This is a genomic window from Atopobium sp. BS2 (genome assembly GCF_000565075.1).
Taxonomy (GTDB): domain Bacteria; phylum Actinomycetota; class Coriobacteriia; order Coriobacteriales; family Atopobiaceae; genus Lancefieldella.
Window position 1 is genome coordinate 1 of record NZ_JDFG01000014.1, and the last position, 23,289, is coordinate 23,289.

A 23,289-nucleotide genomic window follows, 5' to 3' on the forward strand; every position below is an offset into this window, starting at 1 on the left:
TCACAGGACTCGGAAAATTGCCGTTTTTGGGACCTCAGGCGGTAAAAAATGCGTTTAGTTGGGGATGGAGAAATTTAGTTCGATTTTTTATCTTTATGTTTGCCCAGGAAAGACGAAATAGTTTTAACTATTTCTTTTACTAATTAAGTCAAAATAGCTCATTTTCAAAATGAATACACCAACTAAACGCATTTTTTACCTTTTTGAGCCTAAATTCGCCAAAAATGAGCCCCAAACCAAAGTTTGGGGCTCATTAACGTGCAAATCTCAGTGGTCGCGTCTAATCGCAGACTAAACGGGTTGTGGTCGTGCGCGTTCGCCGAAGCGTTCGCGCTGCCCGCGCCGCCCGCGCTACTCGGAGAGATACTTGGAGAACGAAGCGACCATGCCATCTGCGGTGGTCTGGCCAAAGACGTCGGCAGACTTTGCCTCGTCCATGAAGATTCCCATCAGGCTCTGGAGCATCTCTACCTGACCGCCGTCACGCATAATACCCAGGTTAACGACAAGTTTTGCTGGAACAGTGTCGCCGTCACCACCCATTGGCTCAAAGTTGATTGTGCTGGATGGCTTCACGATTGCAATGTAAGGCTTCTCAAGGTTGACAGGGTCGGTGTGTGGAATTGCAATCTCACCTGCAGGAAAAGCGAGTCCGGTTGGATAGTTCTTCTCGCGAGTTGAAATTGCGTCTTTCCAGGTGTCCTTGATGTAGCCGAGGTTGGTCAGGCGGGTCTCGAGCTGGTCAAACAGCTCAAAGGCGTCCTTAGCCTCAATGTCAAAGAAAACAAGCTCGGGCTTTAGGAGCTCAGCGTCGGTTGTAGCCATTGCTACTCCCCTTTCTGTTGCTGGCGGCGCGCTCGCACGCGCAGTCCGTTGGGATCTAGTTTTGCCTCGAGGTCGAGCAGCAGCTTGTAGACCTCTCGGGCGTCGTTGCCCTGCGCATCGGTCATATCGCCGCAGGTCAGGTAGAAGCGACCCTGCAGCGGCGTGGCCTTGTTGATGCGCACGTACGAACGCAGTCCTTGCGGGGCCTCTCGCACGCGAATCTGCGTAATCTGGGACAACTTGTAGGTTGATTTGTGTTTACCCGTTACAAATGTGATTGAGTCTGGGGCGAGAATAACCTGCTCAGGATAGGCATGCGCGAGAAACGCGTTGAGAATCGAGTACAGGCAAACCACAACAAGAAAGAGCATTAACCAGCGGATAAACCCCAGCGCAAAAAGCACGACTGCCGCGATAAGCACGATTATCGAGACGTAGTTGGGTAGCAGCACGTCGATGACGTAGCGGCGACGGTCGTACGTGTACGTGACCGGCTTGGCCGCAGCGTCGGTGCGGGCTGCGGCGTCAGCGCTGGTCGCGGCGTCAGCGCTGGTCGCGGCGTCGGTCGCAGCTGTGGTCGCGGCGTCGGCGCTAGTCACGGCTGCGGTACGGGTCGCGGCGCGGTCGTCGGCCGACGGGCGCTTGCTGGTTGATGAGGACTTTGAAGTGGACATGGTTTCTCGCCTTTGGAATCAAGCGGTAAACAGAGAGGCTCGCCAAGCAAAACCTGGACGAGCCTCCTTGCGATGTTTTGTAGGCAACGAGGCCTGTTCGGGACGGGACTAAGCCTCCTGAGCCTCGTGCATTGCAGCAGCCTCCTTGAGGATGCGGCTACGGTTCCACACAGCAAGTGCGCAAGCGATTGCGCCGGTTACTACAACGCCAACGATTGGGTTGATGCTGGAGAACAGGACAAACAGGCCGGACAGTGGACTGCCGCCGTCGGAAAGGACGGTGATCAGGGAAGAACCGGCAACGCCGGTGCTACCAACTGCAGCTGCGATGTCGAAGCCAGCCTGAGTTGCAGACTGTGTGATGAGTGGAGCAAGAGCGGTGGAGATCAGCAGACCGATGATGACGGAAACAATGCCGATGATCAGGCCGCGGAAGCCGTTACCCTTGCAGACAGGAACTGCGACTGCAAGCATGTAGGTGCCAGCAGCAAGGTCGACAAATGGCAGAGTCTGGTTGCCAACTGGCTGAAGCAGGAGTGCAAACAGAACCATCAGAGGAATGCAGATAAGAGCCAGGGACAGGGTTACTGGGTGGCCAACTGCAACTGCGGAGTCGAGACCGATCCAGATGTTGCCGCGGTTCTTAACGCGCTGCTGGATGAAGTTAGAAGCTGCCTCGGAGATTGGCAGGAGGCCTTCCATCAGGAGAGCTGCCATACGAGGGATGAGGATCAGAACGGAGCCAAGGGTGACGCCGATGGTCAGGATCTTGGTAATGGAGCCTGCGATGTCAGCAGCGTCGAAGTATGCAACGCAGCCGATGATAAGGCCGATAACGGTGCCGATGAACAGTGGCTCACCGAAGACGCCAAAGCGCTTCTGCATGGACTCGACGTCGATGTCGATGTCGCGAACGCCAGGGATCTTGTCGATCAGCCAGTTCAGACCCATAGCAACAGGTGCGTAAGCAAGCGAGAAGCCCTGGGAGATAGAAACGCCTGGCATGTTGAGTGCCTTCTGAACGTCCTTTGCGGTTGCGTCAGCAAGAACAAGCAGGATGACCTCGTCGATGATTGCTGCAGCGAAGCCAAGCATGATGTTGTTGGTAACGTTTGCAACAAGGGAGCCGACGAATGCGTAGTGCCAGTAGTTCCAGATGTCGACGTTGACCGTCTGGGTGAAGTTAACCAGGACAAGAAGCAGGTTAACGATGAGTGCCAAAGGAATGATAACCAGACCAATGGTGGTGCCGAGTGCAATTGCTGCACCTGCTGGCCAACCGACGTCGATGACGTTGAGGGTCAGACCAAAGCGGTGAATCATCTCCTGAACTGCAGGTCCAATTGCGGTACCAAACAGCTGGTTGATGACGAGGTTAAGGCCGATAAAGCCAACGCCGACCATAAGGCCAGCCTTGAGGCTCTTACCAAAGCCTGCTCCCAGAGCGCAACCGATGATGGTCAGGATGATTGGCATCATGACTGCAACACCGAGGCCCTGAAGGAACGAGAAGAATGAAATTACTACTTCCACACTTACCTTCTTTCGAACAAAAAACAAACACCCGCCGCCGTTGGCAAACAGCCGTTGGCGAGCGGGTGTAAATTACCGAACTACTTACTTGAGGATGTCAAGAATCTGCTGCTCAGCAGCTGCCTTACCAATGGTAGTAAGGAAAGGAACGCCGCTGACATATGGGCAGGTAATGCTTGCAGGTGCCTCCGTAGTTGCAATGAGGATATCTGCATCTGCGCACTGGCCAACTGCCTCGCCAATGGAGCATTTAACAATGTTGTAAGTTCCAGCAAGACCGTTGGAATCGAGAAGATCCTTGACCTTTGCCTCAACAGCAGTAGAGGTTGCGATACCGGAACCACAAGCTACGACTACCTTTTTCATGTCTTCTCCTTCGAGACAGGACGGGGTTTCTCGTCCTAATATGTGGTTGATGCGCAAGCAGTTTCGCGGGACTGCGTGCGGGGCGCGCGATTGCCGTGCTGGTGGCTGCGTGCGGCTGCCGTGCTGGCGGCATCAACCGTTGTGCCGATGTTACCTGTTTATTGCCCGGGTTTCTCGGCGTTTAAACACTTAACGTTGGTATTGTAAACAAATTAAACAAGATTGTCTATGTTGTTTTATCTATACAATTTTTATATAGTTGATGTATTAGTTTTATGGAGTACTTGCAGGTAAAACGTTTTTAACGTATTAGTTGAATTGTTTATTTTGACGTTTGAGGGGGACGCCATGACAAGGGTAAGCATCCGAGATGTAGCTGCAGAAACAGGCTACTCTCCTGCAACCGTCTCAAATGTCCTCAACGAAAAAGGCAACGTCGGCGCTAAGGCAACTAATATCATCCTGGAGGCCATTGCGCGCCTTGGGTACAGCCGCTCGGCTCAGATTTCTCGCATCATTTTTGCGATTGCGCACGTCAACGGCCACATCGTCGACGAAAGCGCCTTTCAAGCAGGTGTTTATACCGGCATCGAACGCGCTGCTCGCAGACTTGGACTGCCGTCGGCGATGGTAACCTTGGACCTCCCCGACCCCGTTACTAGCAAGAAAAACATTGCAGAGCTGGAACAAAACGAGGGAGCTGGCGTCGTTCTTCTCGCCACCGAGATTGTCTCCGACGATCAGTTTTCCTTGCTGGAAGAGTTCAGTCTGCCGCTGGTGATTGTGGACAGTTGGAGCGACAAGCTGCCGTTTGACTGCGTGGTTACCGCCAACGAAACCGCAGCGTATCGCGCGTGTACCCTGCTGGTTGAGCACGGCCACGAGGTCATCGGGTACGTCGGCCACGTGGAGCGCTGCAAGAACTATCCCCTGCGTGAGCATGGCATGCGCCGCGTGCTGGACGACATGCGATTCCCGTTTGACGAGAACAACCGCGTGCTTGTCGACTCGGCGCCCGAGGAGGCCTATCGCCAACTGGTCGATTGGCTGGAACAGAAGTGCGCGACACTGCCTACCGCGTTTTTCTGCGAGAGCGATAGCTTGGCAGCTACCGTTGTCCGCGCCCTACGTGAGCTGGGCGTTGATGTTCCAGGTGATGTCTCGGTTGTGGGTTTTGACGACGACCGCATCTGCAAGCTGATCCAGCCTTCGCTTACCTCCGTGCACGTTCCCAAGCACGAAATGGGAGAAATCGCAGTTAAACGCCTCATTGACCAGACGACTGACGCCCATTACGCACCATGCATTTCGCAGCTCCACACCACCGTAGTTTCGCGAAAGAGCGTCAAGCAGCTATAGCGCGTGATGCGCAGGTAGATGGCGTACTATGGGTGCGACATGACCGCGACCTAGTGGGAGTATGCGTTAAGATGCGCAGAACAGGGCGTTTTGCAATGCTGTCACCGTAGCGATACGTCTTTTTCGCGGCTAGAAACGTCATTATGCATGAAATTGCATATTCGTTACGCTATATACACAAAATAATTCGATGATGTGAAAAATCACCTTTTTTGGGACTTCAGGCGGTAAAAAATGCGTTTAGTTGGGAATGAAGGAATTTAGTTCAACTTTTTATATTCGCGTTTGCCCAGGATAAGCTAAAAAGTTTTAACTATTTCTTTTACTAATTGAGTCAAAACACCTCATTTTCAAAATGAATACACCAACTAAACGCATTTTTTACCTTTTTGGGCCCACAATCGCCAAAAATGAGCCCCAAACTAAAGTTTGGGGCTCATTAACGTGCAAATTACAACTTTGTAGCTGGTCGCGCAGCAACTTCGCAGCCGATCACACTAGTTGCGCGCCAACTTCGCAGCCGATTATGCTGGTTGCACGACCGGCCGGCGCGGGGTGTGCACTCGCAGCCACGTGCCTCGGCGCACAGACCGCGTCGACCACACTATTTGACGCCGGCTTTCTTCTTGGCGCGCTCGATAGCAGCCATCTGCTCCTCGGAAAGCCTAATGGAACCGTAATCTTTTCCGTGGTCAGGCGCGGTGCGACCAAGATCGCCCAGGTTAGCGCCAGTTGCTTCCAGCGCAGACATGTGGTGCGAAGAGCAAGAATGGCCGCCCTCACGGACAACGGAATCCAGGCCAAACTTGTCGCGACCGGTATATGGCATGGTTGCGTCGTTGGTAACTGGATCGTCAGCGTTTTCCAGCTTGAACTCGCCATTTACGCCGTTCTTGTAGTTCTCCTTAGCAACCGAAATCATCAGCTTGATACGGTTGAGCTGGTTAACCTCGGACGCGCCTGGGTCGTAGTCGACGGCAACAATGTTGGACTCGGGGTGCATCTGGCGCAGGCGCTTGATGACTGCCTTACCAACAACGTGGTTAGGTAGGCATGCAAATGGCTGAGCGCAGACAATGTTTGGTGTACCCGTCTCAATGAGGTCGCACATCTCAGCGGTGAGCAGCCAACCCTCGCCCATCGTGTTGCAGAGCGAGAGAATCTGACCAGCCTTCTCGGCCAGCTCGTCGATGTTGGGATACGGCTCAAAGCGCTCGGACTTCTCCAGCATCTTGTTGATTGGCGCGCGCAAACCCTGGACCATCTTGATGCCCGCGATGTGCGTCATGCGGCTCTTGAACGAGGTGCCCAGCTCCTTGTGCGTGTTGATCGCGTTGGAGAGGCCAAACAGGAAGAAGTCGACCAGACCCGGAACGTTGGCCTCGCAGCCTTCGGACTCAATAACCTTGACCAGCTCGTTGTTAGCCGTTGGGTGGAACTTAACCAGAATCTCGCCGACGACGCCGACGCGTGGCTTCTGGCGGTCGTTGACCACGGGCAAGCTGTCAAACAGCTCAATGGTACGCTGGCACTGCTTATAGAATTCCTTGCGAGAAATTCCGTTGATCTTGGAACGTGTATCGGCCATGAGCTGGTCATACAGCTCATTTGCGGAACCCTTAACGGCCTCGTAGGGACGAACGCGATACAGCAGCTGCATGATCAGGTCGCCGTATAGCAGCGCGTAGACTGCCTTGATCAGCAAGTCAGGCTTGAACAACTTGAATCCTGGGTTGTCCTCGTCAAGGCCGGAAGCGGCGGAGACGGAAATGACCGGAATCTCTGGATGACCTGCGTCTTTGAGCGCCTTACGAATCAGTGCAATATAGTTGGTTGCACGGCAGCCGCCGCCGGTCTGCGAAATCAGAACCGCGGTCTTGGTCAGATCGTACTTGCCGGAAAGCACCGCCTCCATAATCTGGCCCGTGACCAGGATAGATGGGTAGCAGATGTCGTTGTTGACGTAGCGAAGGCCCATGTCAACGGCGCCTTGGTCAACCGAAGGCAGCAGCACAACGTTGTAGCCCGCACCCTTCAGCAGCTCCTCTACCAGCTCAAAGTGGATTGGCGCCATCTGCGGAGCCAGGATAGTGTAGCCCGCTTCCTGCATCTCCTTGGTGTAGCGGACCTTCTCGTAAGCTGCGGATTCTGCCTCGCGGTACACCGGAGCACGGCGAGAAGAACTAGCGCTCCTGGCCTTTTCCAGAGAGCCATCGGCCATGCGAACACCCTGTGGCACGGCCTCGGTAACCAGGCCGGCAGCTGAAAGTCGCTCGAGTTCTGCCTGCTGCTCGTTCAGGGCCGCCATCAAGGAACGGATACGAATTCGCGCGGCGCCCAAGTTGGAGACCTGGTCAACCTTAAGCATGGTGTAGATCTTGCCCGAAGCCTCAAGAATCTCCTGGACCTGGTCGGTGGTCAGTGCGTCAAGGCCACAACCAAACGAGAAGAGCTGGATAAGGTCCAGGTCGTTTCGGGATGCAACAAAGCGAGCCGCACGATACAGGCGCGAGTGGTACATCCACTGGTCAACGATGCGGATTGGACGCTCAGGCATCATCTTGTGAGCAACGGAATCCTCGGTGAGAACGGCAAAGCCAAAGGAAGAGACCAGCTCAGGGATGGCGTGGTTGATCTCTGGGTCGTTGTGATATGGACGACCTGCAAGAACAATACCGTGAGCGTCGTGCTCCTCAATCCACGCAAGAGCCTCGTCACCTGCGCGGTGCATCTGGTCCTTGACGTTGATGTCTTCCTGCCAAGCAGCCTCAACAGCGGCATCAATTTCGGCGCGCGTGATGTGCTCGCCGCGGAAGCGACCCTTGCCTACCTGGGCGTCCTTCTCGCGCTGTTCGCTGATGAGCTCGTACAAACGACGCTTGAGCTCGTTCTTCTTGTCGTACGGAATGAACGGAGCCATGTACTGGATGGACGGATCGGAAAGCTCGTCCACGTTGAGGCCCAGCGCCTGAGGGTAACTCATGACAATTGGGCAGTTGTAGTGGTTGGTTGCGGAGTCGTCCTCCTTGCGCTCCCAACGAATACACGGCATCCAAATAAAGTCTGGGTCCTTGGCCAGCAGGTTCATGATGTGGCCATGCGAAAGCTTCGCAGGATAGCAGGCGGACTCGGAAGGCATAGACTCGATACCCGCATCGTACGTCTTTGCGGTGGTCTGGTCGGACAAAATGACCGAGAAGCCCAGCTTGGTGAAAAACGTGTGCCAGAACGGATAGTTCTCGTACATGTTCAGTGAGCGAGGAATACCAACGGTGCCGCGTGGAGCCTCATCAGCGGGAAGCGACTCGCGGTCAAACAGCAGCTTGTTCTTGAACGCAAAGAGGTTTGGCGCCTCGTTCTTCTTGGCACCACGCTTCTTACCTGCGCCTTTCTCGCAACGGTTACCGGTGATAAACCTGTGGCCGCTGCCAAAGTCGTTGATGGTAAGCATGCAGCTGTTAGGGCAAATGCGGCAGTGTGTGTTGGTAAGCTTGACCTGCAGGTTGTCGATAGACTCGCGGTCTAGCAGGGTGGATACGCCGTCAATGCCTGCGCGGTCGCGGGCGAGAAGAGCGGCGCCGTAGGCACCCATGACGCCTGCGATGTCAGGACGGATGACGTCTCTGCCGGTGAGCAGCTCAAATGCGCGGAGCGTTGCGTCGGACATGAAGGTGCCGCCCTGGACGATGCAGTGCTCGCCAATCTCGCTGAAGTCGCGGAGCTTGATGACCTTGAACAGGGCGTTCTTGATGACGGAGTACGAAAGACCAGCAGCAACGTCGCCGATGGTTGCGCCCTCCTTCTGCGCCTGCTTAACGCGGGAGTTCATGAAGACGGTACAACGGGAGCCCAGGTCAACAGGGAGCTTAGCCTTAGTTGCGGCGGTTGCAAACTCGCGGACGTCCATCTTCATGGAGTCGGCGAAGGACGCAATAAAGGATCCGCAGCCTGCAGAGCATGCTTCGTTGAGCATGATGTGCTCGATGACGCCATCTTTGACCTGCAGACACTTCATGTCCTGGCCGCCAATATCAAGAATGAAATCAACGTCTGGGACAAATGCCTTAGCGCCACGCAGGTGAGCAACGGTCTCAATCTCGCCAGAGTCTGCGCGTAGAGCCTCAATCAGGATACCCTCGCCATAACCGGTGGTTGTGACGTGGCCGATGATGCAGTCGGAAGGCATCTCGTCGTAGATGGAGTCCATGATCTTGCGAGCGGTGCCCAGGATATCGCCGTTGTTATTGTCGTACCAGGTATAAAGCAGCTCGCCCTTCTCGCCAACAACTGCAGCCTTCATGGTGGTAGAACCTGCGTCGATGCCGATAAACACGCGACCGTGGTAGTTGGCCAGCTGGCCCTTGGGGACTACCTCCTGGTCGTGGCGGGCTTTGAAGTCGTCAAAGTCCTGCTGGGTAGCAAAGAGTGGGTCCAGACGAGCAACCTCGGAGCCCTGGATGTCCTTGAGGTTGTCCAGCGCCTCCATGACCTGCGTAAAGGTGATTGGTCGATCGGACTCGCCCGCCAGAGCAGCGCCCGTTGCAACAAAGAGGTGGGCGTTCTGTGGCAAGACAATGTGCTCGTCGTCCAAGTTAAGCGTGATGTAGAAACGACGGCGCAGCTCAGAGAGGTACTGCAGAGGGCCGCCGAGAAACGCGACGTAGCCGCGGATAGGGTGACCACAAGCCAGGCCCGAGACGGTCTGGTTTGCAACGGCCTGGAAGATGGAGGCTGCGATGTCGGCAGGAGCGGCACCCTCGTTGAGCAGCGGCTGAACGTCGGACTTAGCAAAAACGCCGCAGCGAGATGCAATTGGGTAGATCTGCTTGACGTCCTTTGCCAGCTCGTTGAGGCCGGTCGCGTCGGTCTTAAGGAGAGACGCCATCTGGTCGATAAACGCACCGGTACCACCAGCGCAGGTACCGTTCATGCGCTGCTCGATGCCATTATCGAAGTAGATAATCTTTGCGTCCTCGCCGCCCAGCTCAATGGCAACGTCGGTCTGAGGGATCAGCGTCTCAACAGCGCGCTTGGAAGCGATAACCTCCTGGACAAACTCCAGGTCAAGCCATTGCGCCAAGAGCATTCCGCCGGAACCGGTGATTGCGGCGTACATGGGTGTCTCGCCAATGTGCTTTTGGGCTTTGACAAACAAGGAGCGCGCAGTTGCACGAACGTCGGTGTGGTGACGCTCATAGTTTGCGTAAACCAGCGTGCCGTCCTCATCGATGACGGACAGCTTTACGGTTGTGGAACCAACGTCGATGCCCAGCATAAGGTGGGCCTGAGACAGGTCAAGTGGGACGTTTGGTGCAAGCTCGGCACCATTTTCTACCAGCTTAAACTTTGGACTAATCATTGTTTTCCTCTCCGAGAACAAGAGTTGCAAGCGCAAATCGTGGAACGTCTAGCTTGATTGGCTTGCCGTACAGATCGCCAGGTGCAACAAACATGAGGCCGGTCATAAGGCCTGCCATCTGCTCGTCGCTCTCGCGCATGCCGCCGATTAACCAGCGGATAAGGACGCCGACCTCGGCAGAAATTGCAAAGGTCAGATAGTAGTCAAAGAAGGGACCAAGTGCGCGTGGATCAAGGTCGTGAAGGGCGCGCTGGGCGATAACCTCGTGTACCAGGTGTTTTAGCTTGTCCTGGAACGCAGGGTCGCCGCCGTTACCCAGCAAAGGGCGCAGGTAGAAGCCGTGCTTGCGAATGCTTCGGAGCATCTCCGTTGCACCGGGGCATGGCTTGTAGGAGTCAATGGCCTCCTTGAGCTCGGCAAGGTTCACGCGAGCGAGCTGCTCAACAGCAGGTCGGAGCTCTGCTAGCGCTTCCTTTTCGATGTGGAGCACCAGGTCAGGGATGTCTTTGTAGTGAGAATAAAAGGTTCGACGCGTGAGGCCGGCGCGCTCCGTTACGCCCGTGACGGTCACGGAAGTAAGGTCGCCGGTAGCGTCTATCTCTTCTGCCAGGGCTTTTCTGAGCGCCGCGCGAGTTCTTGCGGTGCGTCGATCAAGCTTGCAAGCTGAAAAAACAGCAGGTACAGACAATGTTTCTGTCATACGTTTCTGAAGCCTCTCCTGGTTTGCAGGTACGTACTGGGTGCGCGGACGCGTGTGAGCGGTGCGGGCCGCGAACCGCAGGTGTTGCGGCAGCACAACAACACCGTAGCACCCGACTTATTGCACATACTGAGTATTATTACACACTCTGTGCAATAACTGCAACCTCGAGAAGACCGATTTTCTCGCCAGATTTGTTCTGTCGGCTAGGTTTTCTATCTTGTCCTGCTAGCGCGCCTGATTTCAGCAAAGAATCTGTAACTTTTGCCTGATAACAGCAAAGAATCTGTGTCTCAAACACAGATTCTTTGCACTTTTCAGGCGGGGTTTAAAGCGTGTCCGAACTCACCCTTCCAGGGAGCCTGATGTTATCGTCATGTCTGAACAATTTGCCGGAAAAGCACACCTTATCTGAGCTATTTGCCGGTTTTTCTCGCCATGTCTGAGTAAATTTACTCAGACTTGATGCCCTTTTCAGGCTCAAAATTCAGGGCCACGTAATCTATCTTTCACGCGCCTGATTTCATCAAAGATTCTGTAAATTTTGCCTAAAAATGTAAAAGAATCGGTGGATTTGCCTGATTTCATCAAAGAATCTGTGCCTCAAATACAGATTCTTTACACTTTTCAGGCGCGCATGCTGTTATGGCGCACCTGGCGAGAAGCCCCGTGCACTCCCCGCTGGCGCTTCGCGCGCTTGACCTGCAAGTTTGCCCGCACACGACGCTGTTACCACACAAAAAACCGGTGCCCACCTGCGTGAACACCGGTCTGACCTGCATGATATATGGAGCTCGGAGCTTGCACGCTCTCACTTGCATGTTATGTGGAGCTCGGAACCCCACGCGCTTACGCGAAGCGCTCGACGCCGTCCTTGGAGACACGCGCAAAGAACAGCGGCTCCAGCTCGGGAGTGTTCTCGCCAAAGACCAGAGCCTCGCGGAAAATGCGCTCGCCCTCATCAAGACGGCTTTCGTCACCGGTCAGAAGCGTTGCAATCACATCGCCCTTCTCGACATAATCGCCGGTCTTGCGCTCAAGGATAATACCAGCAGCTGGGTCAATTGGATCGCCCTTCTTCTCGCGGCCAGCGCCCAGAGCAACGGAGGAAATGCCCACCAGCTCAGCGTTCATGGATGTGATATATCCGCTGGTCTCGGCCACAATGTCGCGACGGAATGGCGCGGCCTCAAACTTGGTGGTGTCAAAGATGACCTCGTCGGTGCCGCCCTGAGCCTTGACCATCTGGGCAAGCTTAGCCAAGCCCTCGCCGTTTGCAATCTGCTGACGAGCCAGCTTGCGGCAGTCCTCAACACTTCCCTTACCTGCGAGATTAAGCATGTTTGCAGCAAGTTCAACGCAGACATCAGTCAGATCCTCAGGACCCTCGCCCTTAAGCGTGGCCACTGCCTCGATGACCTCGAGGGAGTTGCCCACGTTTTTGCCCAGAGGACGATCCATGCCGGTGATCAGAGCCGCGGTAGTACGGCCGACGTGCTCGCCAATGGAAACCATGGCATCTGCCAGCTCAATTGCGGAGTCAACATCCTTCATAAAAGCGCCGGAGCCGCACTTAACGTCCAGCAAAATGCAGTCGGACCCGGAAGCAATCTTCTTGCTCATAATGCTCGACGCAATCAGAGGCACCGAATCAACCGTTGCAGTAACGTCGCGAAGCGCGTAGAGCTTCTTGTCAGCTGGAACAAGATTGCCCGTCTGACCTGCGACGGCAACGCCAATCTCGGAGACCTGCTTGAAGAAATCGGGCTCGGAAATCTCAATGGAAAGGCCTGGGATTGCCTCAAGTTTATCCAGCGTACCGCCCGTGTGGCCTAAGCCGCGACCGCTCATCTTGGCAACCTTGACGCCCAGAGATGCAACAATTGGAGCCACTACCAGCGTGGTTTTATCGCCAACGCCGCCGGTAGAATGCTTGTCCACCTTGATACCAGGAATTGCCGAGAGGTCCATCATGTCGCCGGACTCGGCCATTGCCATGGTCAGGTGAGCCGTCTCATGCGCGGTCATACCTTTGTAGAAAATGGCCATCGCAAGTGCGGAGGCCTGATAATCAGGAATATCCCCAGCTACATAGCCCGAGACAAAGTAATCGATCTCGGCGTCGGTAAGCTCGCCGCCGTCGCGCTTCTTTTCAATCACGTCGTACATGCGCATAGTTGAACCTCTTTCCGCTTTCGCGTTCGTTGCCGTTCGCGGCGCCGTCAGGCGCATTCGTTGCCGTTCGCGTTAACTCTCTAGTAAAAGAGCCGGTAGCGAGAAACTCTACCGGCTTGCAATTTCATGTAACCTACCAGGTTATCTGCACCCGAAAGCGCAGGCTGCTTGATACCGCAGCTTACTGGTTACTCTTGCCGTTCTCGCTGCACCCGCAGCCACAACCGTGCTCGTGACCACCGTCGGCACCCTTCACGGCGTCGTCACCCGATGCGCCAGCAGGACTAGACTCGCCCAGATCCTCGGGACCAAATCCCATAGGCAAGATGTCCTGGAGCAGATACTCGCGAGGAGCCGCGTCTACCTTGCCCAGCACAATACGGAACGTTGCAGGATCGCACCACTCGCGAATAACCTGCCTGCATACACCACAAGGAGTGCACCAAGCTGTTGGGGCTTCTCCCTCAGGACCGCCGACAACCGCAATGGCCACAAAATCCCTGTGACCCTCAAACACCGCGCGGAAAAACGCCGTGCGCTCGGCGCAGTTAGAAGGCGTGTACGCAGCATTTTCTAGGTTGGCGCCACCGTATACCGTGCCGTCGGAGCACAAAAGCGCAGCTCCAACAGCATAGTGAGAGTACGGTACATAGGCGTAGTTGCGCGCCTCAATAGCAAGCTGAACAAGAGCCTCGTTAGAAACGTGGCAAGAACCCTCTACCCCGGCCATTATGCACGACTTCCCTTGATGTATGGCACGCCGTCCGCCTTAGGCGCAACAGACTTACCAACAAAAAGGACCAGCGTAATGATGGTGATGAAGTAAGGAAGCATTGCAATGATCTGGCTTGGAATTGGAGTTGCGCCGCCGCCAAGAAGAATTGCCAGTGCCTGAGTAAAGCCAAAGAGCAGGCAAGCTGCATAGGTGTTCAGAGGCTTCCACTTACCAAAAATAACAGCTGCCAATGCAATAAAGCCCTGACCAGAAATAGCGGTCTGAGTGAACTGAGAAATAATTGCCAGCGTTACAGAAGCGCCACCAAATCCTGCAAGAACACCAGAAACAATAACGCAGAGGTAGCGAGTCTTACGAACGCTAATGCCCAGCGTCTCGGATGCGTGTGGATGCTCGCCAACGGAGCGAATACGCAGGCCCCACTTGGTACGGTAAAGCACAAACCAGACGAGAAGGGCGGTTAAAAGTGCAAGTACCACGGTAATGTCTACGTTCAAGCTGGAATAAGGTGTGTCGTTAAAGGCACCCTCACCAAAGAGCTTTGGCAGCTTATTGACTGCTGGAGACATTGCAGCGCCATCAAACAAAAGACGGCAAGCAAACAGAGCAATGCCAGGTGCCAGCAGGTTAATTGCAACACCAGAAACTGTCTGGTCAGCGTTAAACGTAATAGATGCCATGGCGTGCAAAAGCGCAATAAGACCGCCTGCAATACCTGCACAAAGGAAGCCAATCCAAGGGTTTCCGGTGAGGTAGCTGCCCGCAACGCCTGCAAAGGCGCCAACACCCATCATGCCCTCAATACCAATGTTGACAACACCGGAGCGCTCGGAGACAACGCCGCCCAGAGCACCAAAAATAAGAGGTGTCGAGTACATGAGGGTAACGGAAACAAGAAGAATCAGGTTAGTGAGCATTGTTTGCCTCCTCCTGAGAAGGGTCGGACGCATCACTCACTTGAGCAGCAAGCTTTGCCTCTTCTTCCTTAGCCTTCTGGGCACGCTTGTGATCAAGACGGTCGGCAAGCATTGGAATAACGCCACCCAGAGCCATAAAGAACACGATGGTACCAATAACAATGTTGATAATCTCGGAAGGTGCACCAACCGTCTGCTGAACAGTCTGGCCACCATAAAGAAGACCAGCGAACAGGAAGGATGCAGGAATACATGCCACAGGATTGCAGTTGGCGATAAACGCAACGGACAGACCGTTAAAGCCGTTGTTCTCAAATGCTGCCAGCGTTGCAATACTGTGAGGAGCAATACCGGTAATGGTCAGAGCACCTGCAAGTCCGCAGAGTGCACCAGAAATAGCCATGCAGAGCGTAAGGTTTTTCTTAACGTTGATGCCGGTAAACTGTGCAGCGTCGCGGTTAAAACCAACAGCGCGCATCTCATAACCAACCTTGGTGCGCATAAGCAGCCAGCCAATAAAGATAGCTGCGATAATAGCAACAAAAATACCAATATTTACATCGGTACGCATAATAGCGTCGCCAATAACAGGAATATTGCGAATTGCCTCAGCACCGTCCTCGGAATTCTTCATGCCATAGAACAGTGTGGTGTAGCCAGACTCGTTAATGGAGTACGAAGAAGTTGAGTTTGGCTGGTGGAACTGTGGAAGAGAAACCACAAAGTTGCAGAGGTAAAGGCTGATCCAGTTAAACATAATGCTGGTAATAACCTCGTTGATGCCAAACTGAGCCTTAAGCCATCCAATAATGGCACCAATACCTGCGCCGCCTGCGGTACCAACCAAAACAACTACAGGAATCTGCAGTACAGGAGGAAGATCAAGACTGTAGCCAACAATAACGGCGAGGATAGTACCTACAATGTACTGACCCTCAGCGCCAATGTTAAAGAGGCCAACGCGGAATGCAAAAGCAACAGCAATACCCGTAAAGAGCAAAGGTGTTGCCTTAATAATGACGTTAGAAATGTATTTTGGCTTACCTACCATGCCGCCAATAAGAGCCTCAAACGAGCTGATAGGGTCATAACCTGCAACAACCAAAATAATAGAAGCAACCAACAGGCCAACAAAAATAGCAACAATTGCTGACGTAATGGGCTTTCTCATTATCTTTGTAAGCGTACTCACTCGGCGTCACCTCCTGCCATCAGCAGGCCAGCCTGCTCTTCAGTGATAGTACCTTGGTCAAACTCGCCAACATTCTTGCCGGCGTAAATAATTGCCATCTTATCGGCAACGTCCATAATCTCGTCCAGCTCAAAGGAAATCAGCAAAATTGCTGCACCACGGTCCCTCTCGCGAATAAGCGCCTTGTGAACAAACTCAATAGCACCAACGTCAAGACCGCGCGTTGGCTGAATGGCAATGAGGACGTCTGGGTTGGAAGAGACCTCTCGGGCGATAATAACCTTCTGCTGGTTACCACCAGAAAGTCCCGCAGCCTGATGATCTGCACACTCAGCAGGACGAATATCAAACTCGTCAATCAGCTTCTGAGAGAATTCCTTAATCTTTGCCAGGTCAAGTGCAATGCCCTTACCAAAGGTCTCCTCGTTGTGGCGCTCAAGCACCATGTTCTCGGCAACCGTAAAGGGCAGAACCAGACCCCAACGGTGACGGTCTGAAGGAATAGTGGCAACTGCGTGGTCAATGACCGTTTTAGGGGTTGTGCCCTGAATCTCTTCACCTTTAACGGTAATGGTGCCCGACTCAGGTTTGACCAGTGCGTCTATGGCATCGGCAAGTTCTTTCTGGCCGTTGCCGTCAATACCTGCAAGACCAACAATCTCACCGGCACGAATATCCAAATTAAAGCCGTTTACCTGCTCAATGCCGCGCTCGTCCTTGACGTGGAGATCCTTAATAGAGAGAACAACCTCCCCAGGAGTTGCTGGCTTCTTTTCTACATGCAGGTTAACGTTTCTACCCACCATAAGTGTTGCAAGCTCGGTCTCGGATGTCTTGGAGACATCAACGGTGCTCATGTACTTGCCGCGACGAATAATAGTGCACTCGTCAGCAGAAGACATAATCTCTTTAAGCTTGTGAGTAATAACAATGATGGTTTTACCTTTGCTTACCAGGTCATGCATGATCTGAATAAGCTTCTCAATTTCCTGCGGCGTAAGAACTGCCGTAGGCTCATCAAGAATCAGCGTATCTGCGCCGCGATACAGGGCCTTCAAAATCTCAACACGCTGCTGCATACCAACAGAAATGTCTTCAATCTTGGCGTCAGGGTCTACGTCAAAGCCGTATTCCTCAACAATCTCCAGGACCTTCTCGCGAGCTCGCTTTGGATCAAGGACGCCACCAGCCTTGGTGACCTCGTTGCCCAAAACAATATTTTCTGTAACAGTAAAGTTCTCGACCAGCATAAAGTGCTGGTGAACCATACCAATACCGTGAGCGATAGCATCGGTTGGGCCAGATATGGATACACGCTCTCCGTTGAGGTAAACCTCGCCCTCATCAGCAGAATACAGGCCATACAGTACGTTCATAAGCGTACTTTTACCTGCGCCGTTCTCTCCTAAAATGGCGTGGACAGTTTGCTTGCGCACGTTAAGGTCTACGGCGTCAAGAGCTTTAAACGATCCAAAAACTTTGGTAATGCCATGCATCTGAACAGCGTAATCCGAACTGACTTCCACGAGCCACCTCCTTTACACACTTGCTAGAGGTGAGGAGTGCCAAAGAGCACCCCTCACCAGCAAATCCAAACTCATCAACCTTTTGGGCCTGTCAGACGGCAAAACCATCTGGCGAGAAACCCCAGGGCTCAAAAAACTAAGTCAGAGCTTAGCTCAAAGACTTGACGTACTTGTCCAGGTCGTCCTTGCTTGCAGGAGGAACAACGGAGCCAGCCTTGATCTTGTCGAGAAGGTCAGTAGCTGCCTTGTAGGTGTCCTCACCCATGAGGTGGTGATCCTCAGCAATTCCGACAGCGTCCTCGGAAGCGCCCAGGGAAACAGTAGTGCCACCCTTCTGGCCGTCCTTCAGGATCTTCTCGGAAATCTCAACGATAGCAACGTTAACGCGCTTAAGAGCAGAGGTCAGGACGTTCTCTGGAGCAAGATATGCCTGGTCACGATCAACGCCGATAGCAAGCTTGTTTGCGTCCTTAGCTGCCTCAATAACGCCGGTTCCTACGCCGCCTGCAGCGTGGAAGACAACGTCGCAACCATCGGAGTACATGGAGTTAGCAATAGCCTTACCCTTTGCAGCATCGGAGAAGGACTCTGCGTACTGTGCAGAAACCTCAACGTTGGTGCCCTTTTCCTTGTTTGCATAAGCAACGCCGCCGCGGTAACCATACTCAAACTGGTCGATAAGTGCGGAAGAAATGCCGCCAACAAAGCCAACCTTGCCAGTCTTTGTGGTGCGAGCAGCAATGTAGCCAACAACAAAGGAAGGCTCCTGAGCACGGAACATAACGCCGGTGAAGTTGGAAACCTGAGACTCGTTGCCGTTGTCAATGATGGCAAACTGGGTGTTTGGATTGTCCTTAGCAGCCTTAAGGGTTGCGTCTGCCATAGCAAAGCCAACGCCCCAAACAAGGTCGGACTCTGCGTCAACAGCCTTATCAAGGTTGGTTGCGTAATCGGAATCCTGCTTGGACTCAAGGTAGCTGACATCCCAGCCGTTCTTGTCCTTAAGCTCGGTCATGCCCTCCCAAGCGGACTGGTTAAAGGACTGGTCGTTAACACCACCAGTATCGGTAACCATGGTGAGCTTCTTTTTCTTCTCACCTGATGCCTTCTGGCCACCATCGTCCTTCTTCTGGTTGCAGCCTGCAAGACCTGCAAGTGCTGCAAATGCGCCAACGCCGGTTGCGCCGGTCACAAAACTACGACGAGAAACGTTCTTGTTCATTCCGTGCTCTCCTTACCTCATGTGGCGGGAACGTCCAGCTTTAGTGCTGGATCTTTATGAGAAGTTGACCAAACTCCCCTAACTTAAGCGGAAAATCCGCATGGTTCCAAAACAAACAGCAATGGCAAACTGCCTATCTGCGATGCTTTACACAACAAGTGCCTTAAGCAACAACAGAAAGAGCAACCTCCATCATCTGCGTGAAACTAGTCTGACGCTCTTCAGCAGTAAGTGCTTCTCCTGTAAGAGGCAAATCAGAGATAGTTAGCAGCGTAAGCGCATGCTTATGAGCGTGCATGGCGTTGAGATACAGGGCTGCCGACTCCATCTCAACGGCAAGAACATCCATGCTTGCCCATTTGGTAAGCGAGTTGTCTACGGTATAGAACACGTCGCTTGCCAGAATATTACCAACGCGAACGGGATAACCCAGCTTTTCTGCACCAGCAACAGCCTTGCTCAACAGGCCAAAGTCTGCGGTAGGTGCAATGGTTCCAGGCATTCCGTACTGTGATGGATAATTAGAATCAGTGCTGGAAGACATGCCAATAACAATGTCTCTAAGCTTTACCTCAGGAGCAAGGCCGCCAGCGCTACCAATGCGGAGAATATTGTCAACTCCGTAGAAATTAAAGAGCTCGTAAGAATAAATACCAATGGAAGGCATACCCATACCAGAACCCATAACGGAGACTGGCTGTCCCTTGTAGGTGCCGGTGTAGCCAAACATGTTGCGAACGGTGTTGAACTGCTCAACGTTCTCCAGATACGTGTCTGCAAGAAGCTTAGCGCGCAGAGGATCGCCTGGCATGAGGACGGTCTTAGCAATCTGGCCCTCAACAGCAGCGTTATGGGGAGTTGGGGTAGTAGCCATTAGTTCTCCTTAAGAATCTCTGACAGGTGAGAAGTTCCAACACCAAGTTGCTCAACGCCAAAATAATCAAGGATTGTCTCGGCCATATCGGCAAATGTGGCGGTTGTACCAAGGTTGGTGTTTGGCTTGACCTTTGGACCCGTGATAAGCAGTGGCACGTACTCACGAGAGTGATCAGTAGATGGTGTTACCGGGTCACAGCCATGATCTGCGGTGATAATGAACAGGTCATCCTCACGAAGGCCCTCAATAATTTGAGGAATGCGCTCGTCAAAATAAGAAAGAGCGTTGGAGTATCCCACAGGATCATTGCGGTGACCGTAAATCATGTCGGTATCAACAAGGTTGGTGAAGCACAGACCGTTGAAGTCTTTGCTGGTAGCCTCAATAGTTTTCTGAATTCCGTCTGCATTGCAGGTAGTGAACTCAAACTCAGTCATGCCACGGTGAGCAAAGATGTCATAAATCTTGCCAATGGAAAGAACATCAAAGCCGTTCTCTTTAAGGCGATCAAGCATAGTTGGGCCCGTTGGCTCAAGCGAGAAGTCATGACGGCGAGAAGTACGCTGGTATGGCCACTCCCCCTCAAAAGGACGAGCAATAACGCGAGCAACACCGTGCTCACCCTGCAGAATCTCGCGCGCAATGCGGCAATACTCATAGAGTTTCTCGGGACTTACCACGTCCTCATGAGCAGCAATCTGGAAAACAGAATCTGCTGAAGTGTAGACAATCAGAGCACCAGTCTCTACGTGCTCTTTACCAAAGTCTCTAATAACATCGGTTCCGGAGTAAGGCTTGTTGCACAAAACCTTGCGGCCCGTCTTCTGCTCAAACTCCTCAATGACCTCCTGTGGAAAACCATCAGGATACGTTGGGAACTTCTTTGGAGAAATGACGCCTGCCATCTCCCAGTGGCCAACGGTGGTGTCTTTACCAGCTGATTTCTCCTGCATACGAGCGTATGCGCCCACAGGAGACTCAATTGGCTTCAGATCAACGTCGTACACAGTATCAAGCGCGCCATCAATATTAAGAAGGCCCAGCTTTGTCATATTTGGGATGTTAAGAACGCCACTTGTTGCGCATGCACAAAGGGTATTGCTACCCTCGTCTCCGTATGCCGCTGCATCAGGCTCTTCGCCGATGCCAAAACTATCAAGAACAACTACAAAAACACGTTTAGGCATACTACCTCCTAAAACGCCCGAAACAAGCATCTGCGCACGATACGCACGCGAACTAACTTATGTGGACGAGTCATTACTATTCATTAAATATATTATTACAGTTGCATAACGCCGACGCCCAATTTAGAGAGATTTTCACGATACAACCGTTTGCAGATACTAAAATTCTGTAAACGGTACGCAGCAAATGCTTAGAAAAATCAAGCAGGTAGAACAAGCGTGGCGAGAAAATCTTTGAGCTCACCAGGGAAAAATTTAATGAATTCATTCTTTACAGACTCTAGCTGCTGTCTTATCGTTGTCCAAAGCAAGATTTAAGCACTAGCTTAAACAAGATAAGCACCTGTTTAGAAGTTTCATATAAGCACCTGTTTAGTCGGATTCTATTTTTGCTGCTAGGAGGCATGATGCTCACCAATCGAGAACAAATGATTTTCAACTGGATCAAAGAGCAGCCTTCCATTACTCAGAAGGAAATTGCAGAGCGTGCAGGCATCTCGCGTTCTTCTGTTTCGGTTCACATCTCCAACCTTACTGCAAAGGGCGCAATTCTGGGCCGCCGCTACATTTTGAGCGAACGTCCCTACTTTATTGTGATTGGCGCTGCCAATATGGATATTGCTGGTCGCCCAGACACTTCCCTTGTGGCAGGAGATTCAAACCCTGGCAAGGTCACCATGTCCTTTGGTGGCGTTGGCAGAAATGTTGCCCACAACCTGGCCCTTCTCGACAGCGATGTTCGTCTGCTCACCGCCTTTGGCGAGGACTATCGTGCGCGCGAGCTCAAAGAGGGCTGCCTGGATTGCGGCATTGACATCGACGCCTCAATTACTGTGCCAGGTGCTTCCACTTCTACCTACCTCTTCATCATGGACGAGCACGGTGAGATGCAGGAAGCCATCAATGACATGCAGATTTACGAGTATGTCACCCCCGAGCGCATCGAGGAGCGCCTGGATGTTATCCAGCACGCCGCAGCTTGCGTGATTGATACCAACCTGCCTCAGCAGACCATCGAGTTCATTGCCAAGAACGTGACCTGCCCCATCTTCTGCGATCCTGTTTCTTCCATCAAGGCACAGAAGCTCAAGAGGGTCCTAGGCAAGATTCACACACTCAAGCCAAATCGCCTTGAAGCCGAGATGCTCTCGGGCATCAAGATCACTGACGACGCCTCCCTTGAAGCCGCAGCTCACGAGCTACTTGCAACAGGACTGAAGCGCGTGTTTATCTCCCTTGGCGAGAAGGGCCTTCTTTGTGCTGATCACGAGAAGACCGTCCATTTGCCACTGCTTCCTGCAAAGCTAGTCAACATGACAGGCGCAGGAGATGCCATGATGGCGGGAGTTACCTGGGCGTACACTCAGGGCATGACGCTTGAGCAAACCGGCCTAGTGGGCATAGCTGCTTCCAGCATGGCCATTGAGGGTGAGGACACCATCAACGGTGAGCTCAACGTTGAAGAGGTTATCAAGCGCGCAGGTATTTAGCGCGCCTGCACGGCACAGCGCGTCTGCGCGGCACAGCGCATCTGCGCGGCACTACTTTCGGTTCCATTAGTCGTTTACGATTGGAGTATATATGTCAAACCTGAAGGATTTTCTCGTTGTATCTAACGAGGTCAAAGAGGCTCTTGAGCAGAACAAGCCTGTTGTAGCCCTGGAGTCCACCATCATTTCTCACGGTATGCCTTACCCACAGAACGTTGAGACCGCTCTGAAGGTTGAGCAGATCATCCGCGACAACGGTGCAATTCCTGCAACTATCGCAATTATTAACGGCCAGATGCGTGCTGGTCTTTCCGCTGACGAGATTGACTACCTGGGCAAGAAGGGCCGCGAGGTTGCTAAGGTAAGCCGCCGCGACCTTCCTGTTATCATCGCTGAGAAGAAGGACGGCGCAACTACCGTCACTACTACCATGATGATTGCTCACATGGCAGGCATCGACGTCTTTGCAACAGGCGGCATTGGTGGCGTTCACCGTGGCGCTGAGACCACCATGGACATCTCCGCTGACCTCGAGGAGCTTGCACAGACTCCTGTTATGGTCATCTGCGCTGGTGCAAAGTCCATTCTTGACCTTGGCCTTACCCTTGAGTACCTGGAGACCAAGGGCGTTCCAGTACTTGGTTACCAGACCGAGGAGCTTCCTGCGTTCTACACCCGCAAGAGCGGCTTTAGCGTTGACTACCGTGTTGACTCCCCTGCTGAGCTGGCAGAGATCTTCACTACCCAGCAGCAGATTGGCATGAACAGCGGTCTCCTGGTCACCAACCCAATTCCTGAGCAGTATGCAATGGATAAGGACACCATCGACGCAGCTATCGAGAAGGCCCTTGCAGAGGCAGAGGCTAACGGTATCCATGGCAAGGAGTCCACACCATTCTTGCTGGCAAAGGTTGCTGAGATCACTGGTAACAACTCCCTTGAGTCCAACATTCAGCTGGTCTTCAACAACGTTGCTCTTGGCGCAAAGGTTGCTGCAGAGGTTTGCAACCGCAAGTAAGTGCACGTTAGCGCTGCGTAAGCACCACGTAAGTACACGTGCAAGCACCGCGTAAGCATCGCATTTCTTTTTGGCCCCTACGTCGTTTTGAACAGCCTCCCATTTCTTATGTCCAAGAAATGGGAGGCAGTCC

Annotated in this window: 17 protein-coding genes; 3 read left to right on the top strand and 14 right to left on the bottom strand. The window is 53.1% G+C overall.

The features are described from left to right. Positions 1–351 precede the first annotated feature (351 nt). The 4 genes from HMPREF1492_RS02015 to HMPREF1492_RS02030 all read right to left on the bottom strand — a co-directional run bounded on the left by HMPREF1492_RS02015 (position 352) and on the right by HMPREF1492_RS02030 (position 3,398). A complete protein-coding gene (locus HMPREF1492_RS02015; protein WP_035435417.1) occupies positions 352–825 on the bottom strand; it encodes a PTS sugar transporter subunit IIA in 474 nt (157 codons plus the stop codon). Positions 826–827: 2 nt separating this feature from the next. Then, the gene (locus HMPREF1492_RS02020) at positions 828–1,499 is read right to left on the bottom strand and encodes a hypothetical protein (RefSeq protein WP_035435419.1); all 672 of its coding nucleotides are present in this window, start codon (positions 1,497–1,499) and stop codon (positions 828–830) included. 108 nt (positions 1,500–1,607) lie between these two features. Further along, the gene (locus HMPREF1492_RS02025; RefSeq protein ID WP_035428511.1) at positions 1,608–3,032 is read right to left on the bottom strand and encodes a PTS galactitol transporter subunit IIC; all 1,425 of its coding nucleotides are present in this window, start codon (positions 3,030–3,032) and stop codon (positions 1,608–1,610) included. 84 nt (positions 3,033–3,116) lie between these two features. Next, complete coding sequence (locus tag HMPREF1492_RS02030; protein WP_035428512.1) at positions 3,117–3,398, bottom strand: PTS sugar transporter subunit IIB; 282 nt, start codon at positions 3,396–3,398, stop codon at positions 3,117–3,119. A gap of 348 nt (positions 3,399–3,746) precedes the next feature. Here HMPREF1492_RS02030 and HMPREF1492_RS02035 point away from each other — a divergent pair, with 348 nt between their 5' ends. Continuing rightward, positions 3,747–4,757 (top strand): LacI family DNA-binding transcriptional regulator, encoded by a 1,011-nt coding sequence (locus HMPREF1492_RS02035; protein WP_035435421.1) that lies wholly within the window; start codon positions 3,747–3,749, stop codon positions 4,755–4,757. A 604-nt stretch (positions 4,758–5,361) separates the two neighbouring features. On the opposite strand, the gene HMPREF1492_RS02040 is transcribed toward HMPREF1492_RS02035, so the two are convergent. The 10 genes from HMPREF1492_RS02040 to HMPREF1492_RS02085 all read right to left on the bottom strand — a co-directional run bounded on the left by HMPREF1492_RS02040 (position 5,362) and on the right by HMPREF1492_RS02085 (position 20,648). Next, on the bottom strand, positions 5,362–10,116 hold the full coding sequence (locus HMPREF1492_RS02040) for a 2-hydroxyacyl-CoA dehydratase (RefSeq protein WP_035435423.1): 4,755 nt from the start codon (positions 10,114–10,116) through the stop codon (positions 5,362–5,364). Further along, positions 10,109–10,816, bottom strand: a complete 708-nt coding sequence (locus HMPREF1492_RS02045; RefSeq protein ID WP_035435425.1) for a TetR/AcrR family transcriptional regulator — start codon at positions 10,814–10,816, stop codon at positions 10,109–10,111. Before HMPREF1492_RS02045 ends, HMPREF1492_RS02040 begins: the two co-directional genes overlap by 8 nt. An 849-nt stretch (positions 10,817–11,665) precedes the next feature. Next, complete coding sequence (locus HMPREF1492_RS02050) at positions 11,666–12,991, bottom strand: pyrimidine-nucleoside phosphorylase (RefSeq protein WP_035435427.1); 1,326 nt, start codon at positions 12,989–12,991, stop codon at positions 11,666–11,668. Positions 12,992–13,172: 181 nt separating this feature from the next. Next, the gene (locus HMPREF1492_RS02055) at positions 13,173–13,721 is read right to left on the bottom strand and encodes a cytidine deaminase (protein WP_035435429.1); all 549 of its coding nucleotides are present in this window, start codon (positions 13,719–13,721) and stop codon (positions 13,173–13,175) included. Beyond that, on the bottom strand, positions 13,721–14,644 hold the full coding sequence (locus HMPREF1492_RS02060) for an ABC transporter permease (RefSeq protein ID WP_035428522.1): 924 nt from the start codon (positions 14,642–14,644) through the stop codon (positions 13,721–13,723). The genes HMPREF1492_RS02055 and HMPREF1492_RS02060 overlap by 1 nt, the downstream gene beginning before the upstream one ends. Further along, a complete protein-coding gene (locus HMPREF1492_RS02065; RefSeq protein ID WP_035435432.1) occupies positions 14,634–15,836 on the bottom strand; it encodes an ABC transporter permease in 1,203 nt (400 codons plus the stop codon). The genes HMPREF1492_RS02060 and HMPREF1492_RS02065 overlap by 11 nt, the downstream gene beginning before the upstream one ends. Next, positions 15,833–17,362, bottom strand: coding sequence for an ABC transporter ATP-binding protein (locus tag HMPREF1492_RS02070; protein WP_035435435.1), 1,530 nt, complete (start codon positions 17,360–17,362; stop codon positions 15,833–15,835). Before HMPREF1492_RS02070 ends, HMPREF1492_RS02065 begins: the two co-directional genes overlap by 4 nt. Before the next feature lie 148 nt (positions 17,363–17,510). Beyond that, the gene (locus tag HMPREF1492_RS02075) at positions 17,511–18,584 is read right to left on the bottom strand and encodes a BMP family lipoprotein (protein WP_035435437.1); all 1,074 of its coding nucleotides are present in this window, start codon (positions 18,582–18,584) and stop codon (positions 17,511–17,513) included. 163 nt (positions 18,585–18,747) lie between these two features. Beyond that, the gene (deoD, locus tag HMPREF1492_RS02080) at positions 18,748–19,458 is read right to left on the bottom strand and encodes a purine-nucleoside phosphorylase (RefSeq protein ID WP_035435439.1); all 711 of its coding nucleotides are present in this window, start codon (positions 19,456–19,458) and stop codon (positions 18,748–18,750) included. Next, complete coding sequence (locus HMPREF1492_RS02085) at positions 19,458–20,648, bottom strand: phosphopentomutase (protein ID WP_035435441.1); 1,191 nt, start codon at positions 20,646–20,648, stop codon at positions 19,458–19,460. The genes deoD and HMPREF1492_RS02085 overlap by 1 nt, the downstream gene beginning before the upstream one ends. Before the next feature lie 407 nt (positions 20,649–21,055). Between HMPREF1492_RS02085 and HMPREF1492_RS02090 the strand changes: the two genes are divergently transcribed. Then, positions 21,056–22,138 carry a PfkB family carbohydrate kinase gene (locus HMPREF1492_RS02090; RefSeq protein WP_035435443.1) on the top strand — a complete coding sequence of 361 codons (1,083 nt, stop codon included), beginning with the start codon at positions 21,056–21,058 and terminating at the stop codon, positions 22,136–22,138. A gap of 91 nt (positions 22,139–22,229) precedes the next feature. After that, entirely contained in the window at positions 22,230–23,156 is a 927-nt protein-coding gene (locus tag HMPREF1492_RS02095) for a pseudouridine-5'-phosphate glycosidase (protein ID WP_035435444.1), read from the top strand. The last annotated feature ends 133 nt before the right edge of the window (positions 23,157–23,289 follow it).